Origin of the sequence: Acinetobacter sp. 1424608 (genome assembly GCF_000588255.1) — a bacterium.
GTDB classification, from domain to species: domain Bacteria; phylum Pseudomonadota; class Gammaproteobacteria; order Pseudomonadales; family Moraxellaceae; genus Acinetobacter; species Acinetobacter nosocomialis.
The window spans coordinates 294,520-315,361 of record NZ_JFXL01000002.1 but is presented as its reverse complement, the minus strand read 5'-3'; the positions used below and the strand labels follow the sequence as shown (position 1 = coordinate 315,361).

The following is a 20,842-nucleotide window of genomic DNA, read 5'->3' as shown; positions in this document are numbered from 1 at the left end:
ATGAAGCAACAATCAAAAGTATGGCTGCCGAATTGGCTAAAGGTCTAAAAACACCAGAAGACTTAAACCAAATGACAGCAGTCTTTAAAAAATTCATGATTGAAACTGCACTCAATACTGAACTTTCAGACCATCTCGGTTATGAAAAGCATCAGCCCAAGAAAGGCTCAAATAGCCGTAATGGGTTTAGTTCTAAAACCATTACAACTCAAGATGGACAACTGGCTTTAGATATTCCCCGTGATCGAGAAGGTTCATTTGAGCCACAAATTATCAAAAAGCACCAAACACGCATCACCAGTATGGATGACCAAATCCTCTCACTGTATGCAAAAGGAATGACTAATAGGGAAATTGTAGCCTTCTTCAAAGAAATGTACGATGCCGATGTGTCAGCATCTCTCATCAGCAAAGTTACCGATGCTGTGATTGAGCAAGTGACTGAGTGGCAAAATAGAGCCTTAGATAGCCTTTATCCTGTTGTCTATCTTGACTGTATTGTTGTCAAAGTCCGTCAGCACTCCAATGTGATTAACAAGTCCGTATACCTTGCTTTAGGCATCAATATGGATGGGCAAAAAGAATTACTGGGTATGTGGATTGCTCAGACAGAAGGTGCCAAATTCTGGCTGTCAGTCATGACAGAGCTAAAAAATCGAGGAGTACAGGACATTCTTGTTGCCTGTGTAGATGGATTAAAAGGCTTTCCTGACGCGATAGCCTCTGTTTACCGTCATACTGATATTCAACTGTGTATTGTGCATGTTGTACGCAATAGCCTGAGATTTGTAAGCTGGAAAGACTACAAGGCTGTTACGTCGGGTCTGAAAGCGATTTATCAGGCAAGTACAGAGGAAAATGCTTTAAAGTCCCTAGACATCTTCTGTGATCAATGGAATCACCAGTATCCCAAAATTGGAGAATCCTGGCGGGCCAATTGGGAAAATATCCGAACGATCTTTAGCTATCCAGCCGAAATACGTCATGCAATTTATACAACAAATGCGATTGAGTCGTTGAATAGCGTAATACGCCATTCAACGAAGAAAAGGAAAATCTTTTCATCTGATGACTCAGTAAAGAAGGTCATTTACTTAGCAACATCAAATGCTGCGAAGAAATGGACGATGCCAATTCAAAATTGGCGTTTAGCAATGAATTGGTTTACGATTCAGTTCGATGATCGATTAAAAGATCATTTATAAAAAATGGAACTTACACAAAATAATTTACAGGCTCTAAAATAGAACCATCACCCGGATCATTCAAGCCAGTTAAATAAGCTTTAGAATCGGTTTCTTCTAAGCATGTGTTTTCAATCTTGCTTGTACTATCACTACCAAGATCAATACCAGTGATACAAACGGCTTTCGTGATAGCTGTGCCATCGAATAGAAATACATTTGTGCCTTGTGTGCGCATTACAGTCATGAGTCATTCCTCAAATTTTAGGCAATAAAAAACCGCCTTTCGGCGGTGTGGGGTTTGGATTGTTGTGCGATTTATCGGTCTAGAAACCAATTGGCATCAAAGCCACGAGAATAGAGTTTTGTGTCTTGCTCGTAATTATTGATACTCGGGTTTAGAACATAACTTTGCGGCTCTAATGCTTTGCGGATAGCCTCTCGCGCTTCATAGGCTCGCTTTTGCTGTGTGTCGTAGACAATGATTTGATACATGACATGGTCAACATGTGCAGGACAATCTAGGTTATTTTCAGCATTGCCACCTACTGTTTGCCACACTGCATATGGTGTAGGCGTATCTAAGGGCGCTAAATCCTCATAAACACGCAAATCTGTGCCTAAAATAGCCTTAACCGCAGCATCAGCGTTGAGAGTTCGATAAATTGGAAGAAAGCTCATAGTTTTGCTATTTCCTTGTCTAGTTCAGCACTGAAAGACTGACTGAAAGTATCTGTGACCTTTTGGACATTGTTTGCCAATGCTGGACGCATGAATGGAGTTGCAGGCATTTCTGATGTTCCGTATTCAAGAAAGCGCCAGTATCTGGTGTCTCCACCACTTGTATTAGGTGGTGTTGGGTTTGAGTAAGACGCACCACCACGAACACCTACCCGCATTTGCACCAAATCAAGTGATTTAGTTTTACCTGCTGATACCGAAATGTTGCGCCAGATCTTTTCAGACGTTTCAGGGTCATCTATGGCCTTTGCATTTTGTCTTGCTGCATCACGGACAACGTTCATGCCTTTGCGGGCTGCTCTCATAGCTGCATTGCGAATTTTCCGTTTATCTTTTAAGACACCCATCTTAGGGAGCTGAACAATGAGCATAACTCTTAATGGTCACCAATTAAAAAGCCTTCTCGAATTTGTAAATCCAGATGGTGAAAATGATTTAGATCAACTTGAAACTGAACTAACTATTAAATTTTTTGAAGATGGGCACAGTGGCAAAGGCTATTACTTTTGGATGACCGAATATCCAGAGGAAGGTGCAATGAAGCTGGATATTGAATCGGGAGCTGAGGGATGAGTGAATCAACTTTATGGGCGGTTGCAATGCGACCTGAAGGTTACAGCCCTTTCAGACAAACACCAGCAGCTTCTAAAGAGATAGCTGAGAGAGCTGTTGAGCGTTATAGAAAAATGCATGAAAAGGAAGGCAACAACTTTTTCTTAGAAATCTTCGATGATGTTATTAAAGTCCAGAAATGGCACGGTTCCCGCAAAGATCATATTAAAAATCTATTTTATGTAGAGAGTTGGTTTAGTGAACCTATGTACCAATGCTTTGATTTGAAGACTGCTGAGCGCGTTTTTAAATTTGACGAAATTGTTAAGTGCTACAAGAAAGGATCTGCTCCCCTAGTAACCAAAAGCTTTGATGAGGCAAGACAATATTACGGATCTAGTATGACAGGTTTTAAATATCAAATTCAGCCAATAGAACCACCTGAAAATATTTTCAATTGGTTTCATCCAGATATTGAATTGTTTGACACACTTGAAGAAGGCGCAGAAGCATATACAAGAGAACAGTGGGAACAACTCCAGATAAATCTTAAGGTAAAAATTGAAACTCAGCTATTGGATTACGAGGATATTCCGAATGTTCCAGAAGATGCAATAGATTGGTCCAACTGGAAGCCAGAACCACCTAAACAAGGACTCTTTTTAATTGCAGCATTTGATTCAGAAGATGGCCCAGTACTTTGGTGGGCAGATACTAAAGCGGAAAGTAAGGAGGGGTGAAATGACAGCGATTGCAAATATTGGTAGTAACTTTGTTGTAGCGTTACCACCTTCTGATATTTGGCTAAATGATTCTCAAGCTGCTGAGTTCTTGGGATATCGAGATGTACACTTTAAGGCAGCAGTTTGCTGCCTGCCAACCTTCCCTAAACCGCGCTATGTTATTAAGTGCGGTCAAGGAAGACGCTGGAACTTGGCAGAGCTATCAAACTGGTTGAATGAACAATCGGATGATGAGCCAAAGAAAGGAAGACCACGTAAACGGGGCTAATCAAGCCTCGTTGCAATTTCGCTTGCAGTAGCATTGTAATAGACCATCAAGCTTCTTAAGTCTTTATGCCCAATCATACGGGCCAAGTCTAAAACTTCTAATTTTCTTGCAAGACGTGTACAAGCTTCATGGCGTGTGTCATGAAAGTGCAAGTCAGTGATTTGACATCTATCTCTCAATTTACGCCAAAGCGTATCAAAGCTTTGGGAATTACAAGTAAAGACCTGCTTTTTATCAAGACCTTTTAATAAAGTAAGCAACTCAACTGCACGCTTAGATAAAGGCACATTTCGCTTTGTGCCATTCTTTGTTTCGTTCAAAACAAGATATCGATCTTTTAAGTAAACTCGATCCCAAGTTAAGCCGACAATCTCTCCAGCACGCATTGCAGTCTCAATTGCAAAAAGGAAAGCAATAATAATTTGCTGAGTAGAATTTACCGGGACATTGTTATCCCAATTTGCTGCAAGACATAATCTATCAATTTCATCTTGGGTAATTCGTCTATCACGGTGCTTTGATGGTGGGGGTAAAGTCAAGTCGGCCATTGGGGACTCTTTAATCCACTTCCATTCTTTTCGGGCAACAGTAAATAAAGAAGCTAAAATATTTGCTTCACGTCTGACAGTAGCGCCCTGCACTTCTTTTAAACGAGAATCACGCCATTGCACTAAATCGTCAGTTGTGACTTTGGCTAATTGTTTTTGACATAGCTTTTTATACTCACGCTTAAAGAAAGCCATTCGCTTGACTTCATTCTCATGAGTTTTCTTTTTAACACTCACTTCATTTAAGTAGCGTTCAATAGCTTCTAAAAAAGAGTGATCTGGTAATTTGCCATACGATTGTTCGCGTAACTGAGTCTCGCGTTTAGATGCCCAAGCCCTAGCCTGAGCTTTTGTATCAAAGGTTGCACTTTCGCGAATTCCGTTTACACTTATCTCGGCTCGCCATGTATCGTTGCGTTGTCTAAATGAAGCCATAATTTTGTGGCGTAATCTTGGCGTAATGGTATTAACCGAAATAATAGGAAAAAATAAGAAATAATAGAAGTACAGATTATTGGCTAGTTTGGCATTTGTTTGTTTTGTATGAAATAATAAGAAAAGATAGAAAAACCTAAGAAGTTGTTGTTTTTAAACAAGTGCCCGCCGGGCGCACCAATTTATATATAATAACTTCATAAATTTATCTCAATTTCATAAAATTCCGACTATTTTACTTGGTTTATTAATCATTATCGCTCAAAATATACCCCTCTTTCATAATGTGAGAATTTCATGACTGATGCTTTGGTTTTAAGAGATTTGTCCAAAACATATCGTAATGGTTTTCAGGCGTTAAAAGGTATTAACCTCACTGTGCCTGAAGGTGAATTTTATGCGTTGTTAGGCCCAAATGGTGCCGGCAAATCAACAACCATTGGTATTATCAGCTCCCTCACGAAAAAAACTTCCGGAACTGTTGAGATTTTTGGACATAATCTCGATACTCATCCATCCTTAGCAAAACAGCAGCTTGGCGTTGTACCCCAAGAATTTAACTTCGGGCAATTTGAAAAAGCATTCGATATTTTAGTTACCCAGGCTGGTTATTACGGTATTCATAAAAAGATTGCCGAGAAACGAGCGGAACATTATTTAGAAAAACTTGGCTTGTGGGAAAAACGTAATATACAAGCACGTATGCTGTCTGGTGGTATGAAACGCCGACTAATGATCGCCCGCGCCATGATGCATGAACCTAAACTTCTTATTCTAGATGAGCCTACTGCGGGTGTAGATATTGAATTACGCCGTTCTATGTGGGATTTTCTGACCGAAATGAACGAAAACGGTACTTCTATTATTTTAACGACACATTATTTAGAAGAAGCTGAAATGTTGTGTCGTCAAATCGCCATCATTGACCGTGGTGTCATTAAAGAAGATACCAGCATGAAAAATTTCTTAAACCAGCTGAGTGAAGAGTCTTTTATTTTTGATTTAGCAGAACCAATTGCCCCACTCCAGCTCAATATTATTGGTGTGAAGTTCAACTTAATTGATAGTAGTACTTTAGAAGTAACAATGGATAAAGCACATACATTAAATGACTTATTCCAACTTTTAGAGTCACAAGGTATTCGTGTTCGTAGTATGCGTAACAAATCGAATCGCCTTGAAGAGCTATTTGTCAAAATGGTCGAGAAAAATCTTGAAGGAGCGGCAAAATGAACTTTAACCAACTGCAAATTGCCCTCTGGACTTTAGTTCGTAAAGAAGTACGCCGTTTTCTTCGTATTTGGCCACAAACTTTATTACCACCTGCGATTACCATGAGCTTGTATTTTGTCATTTTTGGCAATTTGGTTGGCTCACGTATTGGGCAAATGGGCGGCGTGAGCTACATGCAGTTTATTGTACCTGGCTTAATCATGATGGCTGTTATTACAAACAGCTATGCTAACGTGTCTTCTAGTTTCTTCAGTGTTAAATTTCAAAAGAGTATTGAAGAACTCATCATGAGTCCCGTACCCTTACATATTATTTTATGGGGCTACGTGATTGGTGGTATTTGTCGTGGTGTCTTGGTTGGTGCCATTGTTACTGCGATGAGCATGTTCTTTACCCATCTTTTTATACATAACTGGTTCGTAACTATATATACAGTATTAATTACATCCGTTTTATTTTCCTTAGGCGGCTTTATTAATGCAGTCTATGCAAAATCATTTGATGATATTTCTATTATTCCAACCTTTGTACTTACTCCACTCACCTATTTAGGTGGTGTGTTTTATGCCATTAGTGCACTTGGTCCTTTTTGGCAAAAACTTTCTTTAATTAATCCTATTGTGTATATGGTAAATGCTTTCCGTTTCGGCATTTTAGGTCATAGTGACGTGAACGTTACGTTCTCTTTAATCATTGTGACATTATGTTGTGTTGTACTTTATGGAATTGCCTACTATTTACTTGCTCGTGGTTCAGGAATGCGTGAATGAGTGTCGAACAGTCTTTATTGGGTAAAGAAACCCAATATCCAACTAGCTATCAACCCGATGTGTTATTTCCAATTGCACGTGCTCAATCTCGTGAAAACTATTCACATATTGAAGGTATTAACCAAGGTAAAGATTGGTGGCATGTTTTTGAAATATCTTGGTTAAACTCGCATGGTATTCCACAGGTTGCGATTGGCAGAATTACCCTGCCTGCTTCTTCACCAAATTTGATTGAATCAAAGTCATTAAAGCTATACTTCAATAGTCTTAACTTCACCCAGTTTGGCTCTAAAGAGTTATTTATTGAAACGGTTGAAAAAGACCTATCGTCTGCAGCTGGTGCCAAAGTTGAGCTAACGCTATTTCAAGTAGATGAACTTGATATTTCTAAACCACAAGGCATTTGTATTGATGATCTAACACCTGAACGTTTAGAACAACGTCCCGATGCATCACTTTTAAAATTGGATGAGTCTGGTGAAGAAGTCGAAATTGAACTGTATTCTCATCTTTTGAGAAGTAACTGCCCAGTCACGGGACAGCCAGATTGGGGTACAGTTTTTATCCGTTTTAAGGGCAAAAAACCTTGTTATCGTAGTGTTTTAGCTTATATTATCTCGTACCGTCAGCATAACGGTTTCCACGAACAGTGTGTTGAGCAAATCTTTGCAGATATTTGGCAAAATTTGCGACCTGAAAAGCTGATGGTTTATGCAACTTATACTCGCCGCGGTGGACTTGATATCAATCCTTGCCGAGTATCGGATCTATCATGGATGCCAAAACCGATTCGATTGGCACGACAATAAAACGAATAATTTGAGGATACACCATGCCGTTTTTTGGTTTTACCCCTTCTGAAGGCTTATTGAACGATATACAGACTGGAATTGCGAATAAGAATTCCAGTGAACCGTTATATCCACTTCGAGACAAAATTGCTTTACAACTTAATGAGGAAATTATTGAAAATGTACTGACTCAGTTAGTACAACATTTCCCAGCGAGTGAAAAAAGAGATACTGCCGAAAAACTAGCTGGTTATGTCAAATCAACAGTTGCTGTGCTTTTAAAGCAATTACTGAGTAAAGCACCAAACGATGTTGTTAAACAATCCGTGGAGTTTTCAGAGAAAAGCTTATTTAAAGACCCACAAGGTCAATATAAAGTTGGTGTAGCTTTAGATGCTGGTTTAGTTACTAATTTGAAGCATAATTTTGCCGAGCTTCAAGCAGGTAATGACATTAATAAAGCAGCCTTAGCAGAACTATATAAACAGTTTGGTGATGCTATGGTTAGACACTTTATGTCTGATTTTAATAAAACATTAGATTTAGGCATGATTAAGCGCAAAGCAGCCGATATTGGCGCAGCAGCTGTAACAAAAGCAGTCCATATTGCGATCGATAAACTTATTCCAAGTTTAAATCGCACTGAACTAAAAGCGATGGCTGAATATCACGATAGTTTATTCTTTAACTAACAGAAAATAGACCATCGGAAACCTGGCGAGAGCCAGGTTTTTTTATTGCAAAATATTGATATACATTGCCATTAATCAGGTTTATGTTAGCATGCGCCAAGCACTGATTGACCTAGTTAAAGCCGCATGTCTCCTAGTCCACAATATAAATTTTTACGCCAAGCTCCTCGAGATGGTCTTAGTACTGCCATGCAACCATCGCGCTGGCAGCAACTTCATATTGACCCGTGGTTATGCCTATTTTTATTCCTAAATGCCCTATTAGGTTTAACGGTACTATATAGTGCATCTGCACAAGATGTAGGCTTAGTCAGTAAACAAGCCATGAGTTTTGGTATTGGCTTTTTAGTCATGATTAGTCTGGCTCAAATTCCCCCTAAGGTTTATCAAGCTTTTTCACCTTACTTTTATTTATTTGCACTATTTTCCTTAATTGGAGTTATGGTCTTTGGTGAAGTCCGCATGGGGGCTAAACGCTGGATCGATATTCCCGGTTTCGGGAGCGTGCAACCCAGTGAGTTCATGAAAATTGGCATGCCAATGATGATTTCATGGTTTTTAGCACGCAAACCACTTCCTCCAAGCTTTTCTCAAGTTGTTTTATCATTAATGTTAATTGGTGTTCCTTTCTTACTGATTGCAGAACAACCTGACTTAGGAACATCCCTACTCGTATTAGCAAGTGGTATTTTCGTACTATTTTTAAGTGGGTTATCTTGGCGCATGATCGGTGCCGCAGCAGCTTGTGCAGCTATTGTTATTCCAATTGCCTGGGAATTTCTTTTACACGACTATCAGCGTCAACGGGTTCTAACGCTACTTGACCCAGAAGCAGATGCATTAGGAACAGGATGGAATATTATTCAGTCCAAAACAGCTATTGGTTCTGGTGGTTTCTCAGGTAAAGGCTTTCTTGAAGGTACACAATCACATTTACACTTTTTACCCGAAGGCCATACTGACTTTATTATTGCGGCTTATTCCGAAGAATTTGGCCTAATTGGCGTACTTATATTAGTTATTCTTTATTCAGCTATTATTTTTAGAACATTTCAGATTGGTTTACAGAGCTTTCATAACTACGGTCGTTTAGTTGCTGGTGCCTTTGGTTTGTCTTTTTTTGTTTATGTATTTGTAAACGCAGGAATGGTCAGTGGTATTTTACCTGTAGTGGGTGTTCCTTTACCTTTTATGAGTTATGGCGGTACCGCTATTATTACTTTAATGGCCACTTTTGGTTTAGTCATGTCTATTCATACACATCGATAATTTGGAATTTTAAAAAGATATGTTGTCTCAATTTATTAATAAAACTTTAAAAGCGCTTGCCTTGTGTACCGGCCTAGTGAGCACAAGTCATTTTGCTCAAGCCAATGATTTTGTAAATGATCCTAATTATTTAAATTTTAAACAAAAAGCCATGAATACTTATGGTTTAAGTAGTGTACAAGTAGATGCCGCGATGAGCGGTGCAAAAAATTTACCAAACATTATAAATATTATGACTCGTCCAGGAGAAAGTAAGCCTTGGTACGATTATCGCTCTATGTTTTTAGTTGAAGGTACTATTCAACGTGGTGTCCGGTTTAAAAATCAATATGCAGATGCGCTTAACCGAGCTGAACAGCAATTTGGTGTCTCTCAAGCTGTTATTTTGGGTATTTTAGGTGTTGAGACTGGATATGGGGCAAATAAAGGTTCTTTTATTACTCGTGACGCACTTGCAACATTAGCATTTGGTTACCCTCGCCGCGCTGATTATTTTAGTGATGAGTTAGCTGCTCTGATTGCATGGACTTACAAAGAAGGCTATCCAACCAATAGTATTGTTGGCTCTTATGCTGGAGCAATTGGCTATCCACAGTTTATGCCAAGTAATATCAGTAAGTATGGAGTAGATTTTGATGGTAATGGTCATATCGATCTTCGTAACTCTGCGGAAGATGCGATTGGTTCAATTGCAAATTACCTAGCAAAGCAAGGTTGGCAACGTGATCAGCCAATTGGTTTTATAGCTCGTTATGTAGGCTCAAATCCAGAAAGTATTATTGCTAAAGATCTCACTCAACCTACTCCGTATGGTGTGCTCAAAAATCAGGGAATTTCTCCATTAAACCCATTAGTTAAAATTGATGACTTAGATATGGTAAATGTTATTCAATTACAAGACTATAACGGTCCAATTTACTATTTAACCTATCCAAATTTTCAGGTAATTACAACCTATAACAAAAGTCGAATGTATGCGACTGCTGTATGGTTATTAGGCACAGAAGTAGCTAGCCGATAGGCTAGCTTTTTGATGAGTTTATGTAAAAGTCAATAAATATTTTTGTTAAATCGATCACAATACATACATTTTAAATACCTTGTTACATATTTGGTTATTTTTTAACCTAAAACTGTAAGTTTTTGCCCTTTTTGTAACTATTTCTCGTTAAAGACTAGACACTCTCCGTAAGCGATGAATATTATCCACCCCAATCAAGCAATTGCAAAAGTGAATAATTAGGCATGTTCACTTCAATTTTTAGCCTGTTGGCTAAAAGAAAAAGAGCATGTTCTCAGGAGTTTATATAAATGCAGTTATCGCTGAAATACATTCTTGCACTGACGGCTAGTTTAAGCATGGCCCCACTGCACGCTGAAATGATGCAATCATCATCATTAAACAGTGATGTAGATGGTCCAAATGCTAATTTAGCTGCACGTGTATTGAGTAAAGATACTCAAAGCTTTAATTCTCGTTTTTCTAACATTAACAGTCTTTCAATCACTGAACGTTCTGGCGATCAAATTCGTCGTCAAGCTATCGCAGCTAAAATTGAAATCCCTGAAGATGAGCCTTCAGTGATTGAAAAACTTAACACAGTAGCTTCAAATACTGTTCGTAAGTTTAGCCAAACTGGTATGGCATCTTGGTATGGTCGTCAATTTCATGGCCGTAAAACTGCAAGTGGTGAAACATTCGATATGAATGCACTTACTGCTGCTCACCGTAGTCTGCCATTGAACTGTTATATCCGTGTTACAAATAAAGACAATGGTAAAAGTGTGGTAGTAAAAGTAAACGACCGTGGTCCATTCCATGCAAATCGTGTACTTGATTTATCATACGGTGCTGCAAAACGTCTTGGTATTACCAATGCTGGTACTGCAAAAGTAAGTATTGAACGTGTAGACGGTCCTACTTCATAAGCGATTACTCCTAGAGTTCATGGAAAAGCCACAAATTAATTTGTGGCTTTTTAATTTTTAGACCCAAAAATATAAAAATCATGCTAAAAATTTTGTTTTTTACTCATTTTTTAATTACAAAATTGATTATTTTTTAACCCAAAAACACATCATTTTATTACTCATCCATTTTTGCTTATATTTTTTGATTAGAGCCATTTTAAAAAAATTCCGCTACCCTAGTACCACCTTAGTCCAAAAAAAGCTGTTTATAGCGTTTTAAAGCAAGTTGAGTTGAGCTTTTTTCTATTATTTTCCAGCTTTTCATAAAAAAGTGGTTTTTATAAGGATTTCCCCACTTCAAAATCCAAAAATAAATAGCCTGATTTTTTAAAACGATTGTGCTGCCTTTTAAGATTGTTTTTTAATTTTTTCCACCCTGCTTTTTCCAGATGATCAGTCCTTAATTTTTAAGGTCACATGAATATACGATAAGGAAGATTTTTGACTTTTCTTGTCTACCTACATAACAACAGGATAAAATATGGACATAAAAAGAATGACTCAAAATTAGACATGGAGAACAAGGTCTATGAAATCTATTGCTGAATGGTTTGATGAATACAGTGAAAGCCATCAAAATCCAACGAATAAGAAAATTCATTGGGTATGCGTCCCAGCTATTTTGTTTTCTATTATCGGAATCATCGCCCACTTTAGTGCTTTGCTCACTGCTTTACTCATTGTACTGACTCTTATTTTCTATGCTCGACTCGATCTTGTACTTGCAGTAGCGATGGCTGCGCTTCTAGTTGTGATGGCTTGGCTCATTTATGCCCTACCTGTAGGTATAGGGGTTTATATTGCAATTTTTGTGATTGCTTGGGTTGGACAATTTTATGGTCATAAAGTTGAAGGTAAAAAGCCCTCTTTCTTTAAAGATTTGCAATTTCTATTGATTGGCCCAGTTTGGTGTATGGATGCCTATCTTGGAAAAATATTGCCAAAGTGGAAAAGTCGGCAGAACAAATTGATTACTCAATAATTTTTAAAAAGCTGAATCTTTTAGATTCAGCTTAAGTTTACTGATTTATTAGAAAATTTATAAAATAGAAAAATGCTAGACTGAGTAGCACACTTGATAAGACTTTTTTTAAATAAAAAGCAATTACAATACAAAATATTGTCGCATATAAATATGGATTATCTAAAAAACCTCTTAGTTCATTTCCTTCAAAAAAAATTACTGGTATACAAATAGCAGTTAATAAGCAAGGGGCTGAATAATTCAACATTTTATTCATCAATATAGGTAATTTTACTTTTACACTGGGTTCCAAAAAATAATAACGATTAAAAAACACAATAGCCGCTAATCCTAAAATCATGAGCCATGACATCTTATTTTTCTCCTGTTCTATTTTCTGCAACAACAGCAATTAGCATTCCCAATAAACCGGAAATCAGAATGGCGCCTTCAACATGAAAAAATTTGAGAATAAAACCACTAAAACAAGTTGTTAAAACTCCGGCTATGACAGGCTTTTCCTTACACATAGGGATAATCATGGCCACAAAAATAGCAATAATCGAAAAATCTAAATGGTAGGACAATAAATCTGGAATCGCCGTAGCCAATAAAATTCCAACTAGACTAAAAATTACCCAAAATAAATAAAAACATATACCCGCCCCCAATAAATAATGAGGATGCCTTTTTTCGTTCGGAGCACTTAAGGCAAACAATTCATCTGTTAGTAAAAAACCTAAACTTAATCGTTTGGGCAAAGACAAAATAGAAATATCATTTCTTAAAGTTAATGCATAAATAAAATGTTGAGCAGTAAGAAAGAAAATCGTGATATAGATTGTTAATAATGAAGCACCCTCCATCACCATACTCAAACTGACCAATTGTGCAGCACCAGCAAACACAATTCCTGACATTGCCAATGCTTTATAAAATGATAAACCTGCATGAATTGCCATTGAACCAGCCAAAATAGCCCACGGAATAACCGAAATAGACAATGGCAGTATATCTACCGCCCCTCGTAAAAAAACATGCGGAGGTCGGCTTTTAGAAAATCTAATAGATTGATTTAAAGGAGTATTCATCTCTAGACATCTATAATATTAAATATTTATAGATTTTCTTCTATGCAGGTTAACTTCTCTTGAACAAAATTGCGTTTAGAAATAAAAATAAATTTTAGAGATTAAGACTTGCTACATACTGGGTAGGTGTAACACCCATGGCCTTTTTAAAATGACGGTTAAAATGACTTTGATCAGAAAATCCACATTGCTGTGCAACCATCACAATTTGATCACCTTGCTTTAACAACTGTCTCGCTTTTTGCAAACGTGCCTGCACTAACCACGCATGAGGTGGCAAACCCACATGTTTTTTAAATTGTCTTAAAAAATGCCAAGCACTTAATCCGGCCATGTCAGCCAATTCCTGCAAAGAAAAATTCTTTTCAGGCATATCTGCCAACAAATCTTTAACTTTTAATATTTTCGAATAAGCTTCTGGTAATTCACAAAAGGTGTGTCGAGATTTACCGTGGCGCATCATTAAACATGCTAATGTGGATAGATACATGGTTTCTTTAAGCAAAAAATTGTCTTTTTGTTCTAATAAATCAAATAATAAACAAAGTTGTTGAGACAAACCCAAGTCCTGAATAACTGCTTGCGGAAACCAAGGTGCCCCATGGCCTTGCTCAAAAAAAATCTTGGCTTACTTCAGCAAGCATTTCGGGTGTAGGATAGATTGCACGGTAACGCCAGCCCGATTCAACAGCAGATGAGCCTGTGTGAATTTCATCTGCATTCACCAAAATAATGTCGCCTTTAGGAGCGACATGTAATTGACCCGTCCTAAAAAAAGACTGTGCACCTTCTTCAATAACACCAATACAATATCCCTCATGGGTATGCTTTGAAAATTGCGTTTGATGGTAATGTGCTTTTAATAATTCTAAACCGCCCAACTCTCGCAAATGCAAGTAGTCAGCCTGTTCCCGGTGCATATATACATCTCATCTATTTATCTAAAAAAAACATAGCATGTTTTAAAAAGATGCATAGAACAAAATTGCTGTTAAATAGAAATGTATACCCTATTTCTATTGGTAAATATGCCCATTATGTTTCAACCAACCATTTTCATGGCGGTTTTGTGGGTCATGATGCGTCCAATGCAATACACCACCTTTTTCGTTATATTCATACTCACCGTTAAATTCGACAATATCCCCTTTATGTAAATCTTCAATTTTTGGTGCTAAATCAATATTATGAGCCACTAAGATTGAAAGACCATTTTTTAATACAAGAATAAATTTCTGATGTTTTGTCCCATCATTATCTTCTCTTAAAATTGCTTTTACTCGACCACTTCCCTGCACTTGAACATTACTTTGTCTGCGGTCATAGGCAGCTTTTATAGTATCTATCCCATCATTTGAAAACGTAGTTTCAGTATGCTGAGTGGCAGGACTTGATGATGGCGATTGATTTTTCTTATGCCCAGATAAATCCAGACCGAAATATGCAGCGATCAATAAAACAATAATGCCGCCAATACTCAAATTTTTTTTATTTGTCATCTTTATATTCCGATTTCAACAGGGATAAAAAAAGCCCCATAGGGGCTTTTTTTGAAGATACGAATTACTTCGCAGCAGCTTGAGCAGCAGCAACTTCTTCAGCAAAGCTAAGTTCAGCTTTTTTCTCGATACCTTCACCAACTTCGAAACGTACGAAGTTAGCAACAGTTGTACCAGTTGCTTTTAATACGTCAGCAACTTTTTTCTCGTTGTCGATAACGTACATTTGACGGTCAAGAGCAACTTCGTTTAAGTATTTCTCAACAGAACCAGTTACCATTTTCTCAACGATGTTCGCTGGCTTACCAGATTCTAACGCTTTCGCTTCAGCAATTTCTTTCTCTTTAGCGATAAGGTCAGCAGGAACAGCTTCAGCGCTTACTGCTACTGGGTTGAATGCAGCAACGTGCATTGCGATACCTTTACCAGTGTCAGCATCACCAGTGTAAGAAACTACAACACCGATTTTTAAACCGTGTTTATAGATAGCCAAGTTTTCGCCTTCAACGATTTTCGCGCGACGAACTTGGATGTTTTCACCGATTTTTTGAACAAGCGCAATACGAGCTTCTTCAACTGATTGGCCATCAGCCAATTTTAATTCAGCGATTTTAGCAGCATCAGTTTCGCCAGCAGCTAAAGCAGCAGCAGCAACTGCGTGTGCAAAGTTAGAGAAGTTTTCGTCTTTAGCAACGAAGTCAGTTTGACAGTTTACTTCAACTAAGATCGCTTTATTACCGTCTTGAACGATAGTGATTGCACCGTCAGCAGCAATGTTGCCAGCTTTTTTAGCAGCTTTAGCTTGACCAGATTTACGAAGGTTATCAATAGCAAGTTCGATGTCACCGTTCGCTTCTGTTAATGCTTTTTTGCATTCCATCATTGCAAGACCAGTACGGTCACGTAATTCTTTTACCATGCTTGCAGTAATTGCAGTCATGTTGATCTCCTAAAATCGGTAGAAAATAAATCTGTTCAACAAAAACGGCCCAAAGAAACTCTGGGCCGTTTGCACTCTCGACGCTTAATTTGCCACCATTACATGTCGCAAAAATGACAAGCCTGCGTCAAAACGCATTAAGCCTCAGAAGCGTCTTTCGCAGCGTCATCGCCTTTTGCTTGAGCGTTCGCTTGAGATTGAGCGTATTCTTTACCAGCAAGAATTGCATCAGCCATAGCTGAAGCATATAAAGTTACTGCACGGATCGCATCGTCGTTACCAGGAATAACGTAATCAACGTTATCTGGGTTAGAGTTTGTATCAACGATACCGATAACAGGAATACCTAAGTTCTTAGCTTCTTTAATTGCAATCGCTTCGTGATCAACGTCGATTACAAATAATGCGTCAGGTAAACCACCCATGTTTTTAACGCCGCCTAAAGAGCGCTCAAGTTTTTCCATCTCACGAGTACGTTCTAAAGCTTCACGTTTAGTAAGCTTAGCAAAAGTACCGTCTTGAGATTGAGTTTGAAGATCTTTTAAACGGTTGATAGATTGGCGAAGTGTTTTCCAGTTCGTCAACATACCACCTAACCAACGGTGGTCTACATATGGTTGACCAGCGCGTTGAGCTTGTTCACGGATGATGTTAGAAGCAGCACGTTTTGTACCAACGAACAAAACTTTGTTCTTTTTGCTTGCTAATTGGTTAGCGAAGTTCAAAGCATCATTTAACGCAGGAACAGTGTGCTCAAGGTTGATGATGTGAATTTTGTTGCGCGCGCCAAAAATGTATTGACGCATTTTTGGGTTCCAGAAACGAGTTTGGTGACCAAAGTGCGCACCTGCTTGAAGAAGGTCGCGCATGCTTACGTTGTAATCTGCCATTTTCTTTACCTTAAAAGTTGGGTTAGGCCTCCATATATCCGCATTCTCCACCTTTTTACGGGCACCCAGAGTAATGTGACGATATATGTGCGGATTTTTTACTCCACCTATCAAAATTCTTCGTAAAAGATATTCACGAAAAGCATTTGATAAAATGGGCGGCTATTTATACCATAGACGCTTGTAAATTACCAAAAGTTTTTAGAGATCATGAACATTACTTATACAGCTCCACGTCGATTAATCAAAACACCAGATGAAATTGAAAAAATGCGCATTGCAGGACGACTGGCGGCTGAAGTTCTAGAGATGATCAAGCCGTATATTAAGGCCGGTGTAAGCACCCTCGAACTTGATACGATTTGCCGTAATCATATTGAAAATGTACAACACGCTATTCCAGCCTGCGTAGGTTACGGCGGTGCTCCAGGACGCCCTGCTTTTCAACACTCTATCTGTACTTCGGTTAACCATGTTGTATGTCATGGTATTCCTTCTGAAAATAAAATCTTGAAAAACGGCGATATTCTTAATATTGATGTAACCGTGATCAAAGACGGTTATCACGGCGACACTAACATGATGTATATCGTGGGTGGTGAGACTTCTATTTTGGCAAACCGTTTATGTAAAGTTGCTCAAGAAGCAATGTATCGTGGAATGGCAACGGTTAGAGACGGTTCATATTTAGGTGATATTGGCCATGCCATCCAAAAATATGTCGAGTCAGAACGTTTTAGCGTAGTACGTGAATATTGCGGCCACGGTATCGGTACTGTCTTCCATGACGAACCTCAAGTATTGCACTATGGACAACCTGGTACAGGTATGCGTTTAGAAGCAGGTATGACTTTTACCATTGAACCTATGGTCAATGCGGGTGTTTGGCAGACTAAATTGCTTGGTGATAAATGGACTGTTGTAACTAAAGACCATAAACTTTCTGCTCAGTATGAACATACTATTTTAGTGACTCAAACAGGTATTGAAGTGTTAACAGCTCGTCCTGAAGAAGACCTCTCACGCTTCAATTAATAATTTAATCAGATTTAATAAAAGGCTACTTTATGTAGCCTTTTATTTTTTATTTTGTACTTTTTATTAATAAATCTTTCTAAATATAAACAAATATTTCAAAAACATTACAATTATTAATTTTTATTAGACAATCATTTTAATAAAACGCGCTATGGTGGGCTCAATAAAAATCAGTAAACAAATGTCCGGACATGGAGTCCTTTATGATGAAAAAGTCATTATTTTGTATGACAGCTGCCTTTTTTGCTCTGCCTACAGTCACTTTCGCTGCTTCACCATATTTTAGTTTTAAAGATGGTGATGGTTTCAAGCGTTTTTCGGTTTCTGCTGGCTGGTTACATGCCATGCCACAAGGAAGCGCAAATCCAGTTAATATTAATACTAGTGTTGCAGAAGGAACTACTTCTAAAGTTGGAGATGTATCTACAAAAGCCGTTTTAGACGCAATCGACCAAAGTAAACCTTCAGGAAAATTCTGGTATAGCACTATTAGCCTTCTGGATAAGTTTACTGACACCCTTCCCTCATCACTTGCAGGTACAGCAGAAATTAATGGTCTGTCTCAATGGGAACAACAAGGTTCTGGCTTAGAAGCTGCTGATGTTGATACTGCCGGACTTATGTTTAACTACAACTTTACGGACAATTTATCTTTAGAAATTAAAGGCGGTATTCCACCTAAAGTAGATATTAATGGAAAAGGTAATATTTATGCTCCTCTTTCTGGTAAAGCTACTCCACTAAAAGATGGATCTGTGATTGGAGGAATCTTAGGAGATGGTATTGCCAAAGCGGGTGGGGATATTCCTTTAAAACAAGACATTCATATTACTGATCTTTCTCAAGGGGGTAAGGCTGCGACTGCACGTGCATGGTTACCAGCTGTGGAATTGCAATATCAGTTTGGCAAAACAGGAGTAAATAAGTTCCGTCCTTATATTGGAGCTGGTGTGATGTATGCCTACTTTAATGATTTAAAAACGAATTCTGGTATTGAAGCCGATTTAATTCAAGCGGGTCACATGATACAGAATATTCATGATAATAAGGCAGGTGCAGCACTAGATCGTAAAACATCTTCTGCAGATCCAGTTGTAAAACTTAAAGCGACTGATGCTTTTGCGCCAATTGTTACATTAGGCGCAACCTATGACTTTAAACCAAACTGGTTTGCTGTAGGTTCAGTTTCATACTCAAAAATGAGCAGTGATGCCAAAATTAATGTAATTGATCGCAATACTGGAAAAGAGTTAATTCGTGCAAAAACGACCATTGATATCGATCCACTGATCACATATGTTGGTATAGGTTATCGTTTCTAATTTTTAAAAGCGTACAAGCTATAAAAGCTTTACTAAAAGCTTTTATAGCTTTTTTATTAAACAAATTAAAGCTGCTACTTTTTAAACCAATATGCTAAAAAAATGAGCATTTCTTATTAAAAGAATCTCTCATCATTTTCCTATTACTTCCTATTTTCTTAATTTTGTTTTAGTCATTAATTTTCTTAATTTCTAACTAATTTAATAAAATTAAAAACTAAAGTTTTCCTCTTAGTAAAAATTATTTTTTGGCACGTCCTTTGCTTTATTACAACATGATGAATCAATGGCGATTCAATGGATAAACCAAGACGGCCAATGACGTCCGCTCTGATCGGTATGCATATAGACAATTCAATTTGTCATGCAAATTAAAATTTCGTTCAGTTCAGGGGGACGACGTATGTCTTCAAATATCAATCTAGATGCAAAAAAAGCAACTGAGATTAAATTATTTAGTTTCTCAACTCCAGCCATGCGTGCGTTCCATATGTCTTGGCTCGCATTTTTTGTGTGTTTTTTCGCATGGTTTGCATGTGCTCCACTAATGCCTGTTATTAAAGGCGAATTTGGCTTAACAAAAGATCAAATTGCCAATATTAATATTGCCGCCGTTGCGATTACGATTTTAGTACGACTCGCTGTTGGGCCACTTTGTGATAAATATGGTCCACGAATTACCTATACAGCCCTACTCTTACTCGGCAGTATTCCGGTATTTGGTGTCGCTGCTGCTAACAGTTATGAATCTTTTCTATTCTTCCGCTTGCTGATTGGTGCAATTGGCGCAAGCTTTGTCATTACGCAATATCATACAAGTATTATGTTTGCGCCTAACGTTGTAGGCACAGCAAATGCAGCAGCGGCTGGTTGGGGCAATGCTGGTGGTGGTGCAACTCAAGCGTTAATGCCTTTATTACTCGGTGCAATTGTCATGTTTGGTGTCGAACAAACTATGGGTTGGCGCATTGCTCTCATCATACCTGGTGTAATGATGGTGATTGTGGGAGTCCTTTACTGGAAACTAACTCAAGATTGCCCTCAAGGAAATTTTAAAGAGGTTCGCGCACAAGGTATTGAAGTTGGCAGTGGCAAAAAAGGCGGTATGGCAATTTTAATGCAAGCTGCTCGTAACTACCGCGTCTGGATTTTATTTCTTGCTTATGGCGCATGCTTCGGTATCGAAATTTTTATCCATAACGTGGCAGCGATGTACTATGTTGATCAGTTCAAAATGGATTTAAAAACTGCGGGCTTAACGGCCGGAATATTTGGCCTTCTCGCATTATTCGCACGGGCATTGGGAGGCATTATTTCAGATAAAGTCGCACTTAAAAAAGGACTAGACGGACGCACTAAAGTACTTGTACTGATGATTTTAGGCGAAGGTTTATTTTTGATTCTTTTCTCTCAAATGAACGGCGTCACTCTCGCTATTCTTTCAATGACTATCTTTGCACTATTTACTCACATGGCCTGCGGCGCAACGTATGCATTGGTACCATTTATTGATCGCAATGCATTAGGCGGTGTTGCAGGAATTATTGGTGCAGGTGGGAATGCAGGCGCAGTAGCAGCTGGTTTCTTGTTAAAAGGTGTACTTGATATTCAAACTTGTCTCTTTATTTTAGGTGGACTGGTTATGGTTGCAGGTTGTAGCGTAATTTTGATTCGCTTCACAACCGAGCATAAAGAAAAGGAAAAAGTACTTTTTGAACAAGCTCTACTTGAACGTAATTCCGCAGCTTAATTTTCATAATAAGCAGAAATTAAAATGATTTCTGCTTATTTACTTTTTATAGCGTCACATACCTATTTCGAGCCTTTTAATTCTTCTTAAATATTTTTATAGATATATCGATATTATTCGATATATCTTTTACAATGATTCATCACATTCT

23 protein-coding genes and 2 pseudogenes are annotated in these 20,842 nt (G+C 38.1%); 15 read left to right on the top strand and 10 right to left on the bottom strand.

Annotated elements, in window-relative coordinates:
- Window positions 1-20: 20 nt before the first annotated feature.
- Window positions 21-1,205 (top strand): IS256-like element ISAba26 family transposase, encoded by a 1,185-nt coding sequence (locus J678_RS0103960; RefSeq protein ID WP_068801210.1) that lies wholly within the window; start codon window positions 21-23, stop codon window positions 1,203-1,205.
- Window positions 1,206-1,227: 22 nt separating this feature from the next.
- On the opposite strand, the pseudogene J678_RS08125 reads toward J678_RS0103960, so the two are convergent.
- From J678_RS08125 to J678_RS08115, 3 genes and pseudogenes are all read right to left on the bottom strand, one after another.
- A pseudogene (locus tag J678_RS08125) lies at window positions 1,228-1,431 on the bottom strand (hypothetical protein); the annotation flags it as partial.
- Between the two features lie 71 nt (window positions 1,432-1,502).
- Window positions 1,503-1,865 (bottom strand): DUF3168 domain-containing protein, encoded by a 363-nt coding sequence (locus tag J678_RS08120; RefSeq protein WP_017393129.1) that lies wholly within the window; start codon window positions 1,863-1,865, stop codon window positions 1,503-1,505.
- Window positions 1,862-2,296 carry an HK97-gp10 family putative phage morphogenesis protein gene (locus J678_RS08115; protein WP_031956230.1) on the bottom strand — a complete coding sequence of 145 codons (435 nt, stop codon included), beginning with the start codon at window positions 2,294-2,296 and terminating at the stop codon, window positions 1,862-1,864. Before J678_RS08115 ends, J678_RS08120 begins: the two co-directional genes overlap by 4 nt.
- On the opposite strand from J678_RS08115, the gene J678_RS08110 reads away from it, so the two are divergent.
- Genes J678_RS08110 through J678_RS08100 form a run of 3 tightly spaced genes read left to right on the top strand, consistent with a single transcriptional unit; the run spans window position 2,289 to window position 3,488 of the window.
- Window positions 2,289-2,498 (top strand): hypothetical protein, encoded by a 210-nt coding sequence (locus J678_RS08110; protein ID WP_004736784.1) that lies wholly within the window; start codon window positions 2,289-2,291, stop codon window positions 2,496-2,498. The genes J678_RS08115 and J678_RS08110 overlap by 8 nt on opposite strands.
- The gene (locus tag J678_RS08105; protein ID WP_017393146.1) at window positions 2,495-3,217 is read left to right on the top strand and encodes a hypothetical protein; all 723 of its coding nucleotides are present in this window, start codon (window positions 2,495-2,497) and stop codon (window positions 3,215-3,217) included. Before J678_RS08110 ends, J678_RS08105 begins: the two co-directional genes overlap by 4 nt.
- A gap of 1 nt (window position 3,218) precedes the next feature.
- On the top strand, window positions 3,219-3,488 hold the full coding sequence (locus tag J678_RS08100) for a helix-turn-helix transcriptional regulator (protein WP_000123991.1): 270 nt from the start codon (window positions 3,219-3,221) through the stop codon (window positions 3,486-3,488).
- Here J678_RS08100 and J678_RS08095 read toward each other — a convergent pair.
- Entirely contained in the window at window positions 3,485-4,471 is a 987-nt protein-coding gene (locus J678_RS08095; RefSeq protein WP_017393147.1) for a site-specific integrase, read from the bottom strand. The two genes, J678_RS08100 and J678_RS08095, sit on opposite strands and share 4 nt — an antisense overlap.
- 297 nt (window positions 4,472-4,768) lie before the next feature.
- Here J678_RS08095 and J678_RS08090 point away from each other — a divergent pair, with 297 nt between their 5' ends.
- The 8 genes from J678_RS08090 to J678_RS08055 all read left to right on the top strand — a co-directional run bounded on the left by J678_RS08090 (window position 4,769) and on the right by J678_RS08055 (window position 12,179).
- Entirely contained in the window at window positions 4,769-5,704 is a 936-nt protein-coding gene (locus J678_RS08090; protein WP_002052950.1) for an ABC transporter ATP-binding protein, read from the top strand.
- Window positions 5,701-6,474, top strand: coding sequence for an ABC transporter permease (locus J678_RS08085; RefSeq protein ID WP_002052782.1), 774 nt, complete (start codon window positions 5,701-5,703; stop codon window positions 6,472-6,474). Before J678_RS08090 ends, J678_RS08085 begins: the two co-directional genes overlap by 4 nt.
- The gene (gene queF, locus J678_RS08080) at window positions 6,471-7,283 is read left to right on the top strand and encodes an NADPH-dependent 7-cyano-7-deazaguanine reductase QueF (protein WP_017393148.1); all 813 of its coding nucleotides are present in this window, start codon (window positions 6,471-6,473) and stop codon (window positions 7,281-7,283) included. The genes J678_RS08085 and queF overlap by 4 nt, the downstream gene beginning before the upstream one ends.
- 23 nt (window positions 7,284-7,306) lie before the next feature.
- The gene (locus J678_RS08075) at window positions 7,307-7,957 is read left to right on the top strand and encodes a hypothetical protein (protein ID WP_002052502.1); all 651 of its coding nucleotides are present in this window, start codon (window positions 7,307-7,309) and stop codon (window positions 7,955-7,957) included.
- A gap of 126 nt (window positions 7,958-8,083) precedes the next feature.
- Window positions 8,084-9,226 (top strand): rod shape-determining protein RodA, encoded by a 1,143-nt coding sequence (rodA, locus tag J678_RS08070; protein ID WP_004707770.1) that lies wholly within the window; start codon window positions 8,084-8,086, stop codon window positions 9,224-9,226.
- Window positions 9,227-9,245: 19 nt separating this feature from the next.
- Window positions 9,246-10,247 (top strand): lytic murein transglycosylase B, encoded by a 1,002-nt coding sequence (gene mltB / locus J678_RS08065; RefSeq protein ID WP_017393149.1) that lies wholly within the window; start codon window positions 9,246-9,248, stop codon window positions 10,245-10,247.
- A gap of 290 nt (window positions 10,248-10,537) precedes the next feature.
- Window positions 10,538-11,155, top strand: coding sequence for a septal ring lytic transglycosylase RlpA family protein (locus J678_RS08060; RefSeq protein ID WP_002052473.1), 618 nt, complete (start codon window positions 10,538-10,540; stop codon window positions 11,153-11,155).
- 571 nt (window positions 11,156-11,726) lie between these two features.
- Window positions 11,727-12,179 carry a DUF962 domain-containing protein gene (locus tag J678_RS08055; protein WP_031956233.1) on the top strand — a complete coding sequence of 151 codons (453 nt, stop codon included), beginning with the start codon at window positions 11,727-11,729 and terminating at the stop codon, window positions 12,177-12,179.
- A 37-nt stretch (window positions 12,180-12,216) separates the two neighbouring features.
- On the opposite strand, the gene J678_RS0103955 is transcribed toward J678_RS08055, so the two are convergent.
- The 6 genes and pseudogenes from J678_RS0103955 to rpsB all read right to left on the bottom strand — a co-directional run bounded on the left by J678_RS0103955 (window position 12,217) and on the right by rpsB (window position 16,581).
- Window positions 12,217-12,534 (bottom strand): AzlD domain-containing protein, encoded by a 318-nt coding sequence (locus tag J678_RS0103955; RefSeq protein ID WP_017393151.1) that lies wholly within the window; start codon window positions 12,532-12,534, stop codon window positions 12,217-12,219.
- A 1-nt stretch (window position 12,535) separates the two neighbouring features.
- Window positions 12,536-13,252 carry an AzlC family ABC transporter permease gene (locus J678_RS08050; RefSeq protein WP_004707764.1) on the bottom strand — a complete coding sequence of 239 codons (717 nt, stop codon included), beginning with the start codon at window positions 13,250-13,252 and terminating at the stop codon, window positions 12,536-12,538.
- A 94-nt stretch (window positions 13,253-13,346) separates the two neighbouring features.
- Window positions 13,347-14,172, bottom strand: a pseudogene (locus J678_RS0103950) (helix-turn-helix domain-containing protein).
- A gap of 96 nt (window positions 14,173-14,268) precedes the next feature.
- Window positions 14,269-14,751, bottom strand: coding sequence for a DUF3465 domain-containing protein (locus tag J678_RS08045; RefSeq protein WP_002052771.1), 483 nt, complete (start codon window positions 14,749-14,751; stop codon window positions 14,269-14,271).
- Window positions 14,752-14,815: 64 nt separating this feature from the next.
- A complete protein-coding gene (gene tsf / locus J678_RS08040; protein WP_002052897.1) occupies window positions 14,816-15,691 on the bottom strand; it encodes a translation elongation factor Ts in 876 nt (291 codons plus the stop codon).
- Between the two features lie 137 nt (window positions 15,692-15,828).
- On the bottom strand, window positions 15,829-16,581 hold the full coding sequence (gene rpsB / locus J678_RS08035; protein ID WP_001982118.1) for a 30S ribosomal protein S2: 753 nt from the start codon (window positions 16,579-16,581) through the stop codon (window positions 15,829-15,831).
- Between the two features lie 210 nt (window positions 16,582-16,791).
- Here rpsB and map point away from each other — a divergent pair, with 210 nt between their 5' ends.
- The 3 genes from map (at window position 16,792) to J678_RS08020 (ending at window position 20,691) form a co-directional block, all read left to right on the top strand.
- A complete protein-coding gene (map, locus tag J678_RS08030) occupies window positions 16,792-17,616 on the top strand; it encodes a type I methionyl aminopeptidase (protein ID WP_017393152.1) in 825 nt (274 codons plus the stop codon).
- 206 nt (window positions 17,617-17,822) lie between these two features.
- On the top strand, window positions 17,823-18,941 hold the full coding sequence (locus J678_RS08025) for an OmpW/AlkL family protein (RefSeq protein ID WP_017393153.1): 1,119 nt from the start codon (window positions 17,823-17,825) through the stop codon (window positions 18,939-18,941).
- Window positions 18,942-19,344: 403 nt separating this feature from the next.
- Window positions 19,345-20,691, top strand: a complete 1,347-nt coding sequence (locus J678_RS08020) for an MFS transporter (RefSeq protein WP_017393154.1) — start codon at window positions 19,345-19,347, stop codon at window positions 20,689-20,691.
- Window positions 20,692-20,842 lie beyond the last annotated feature (151 nt).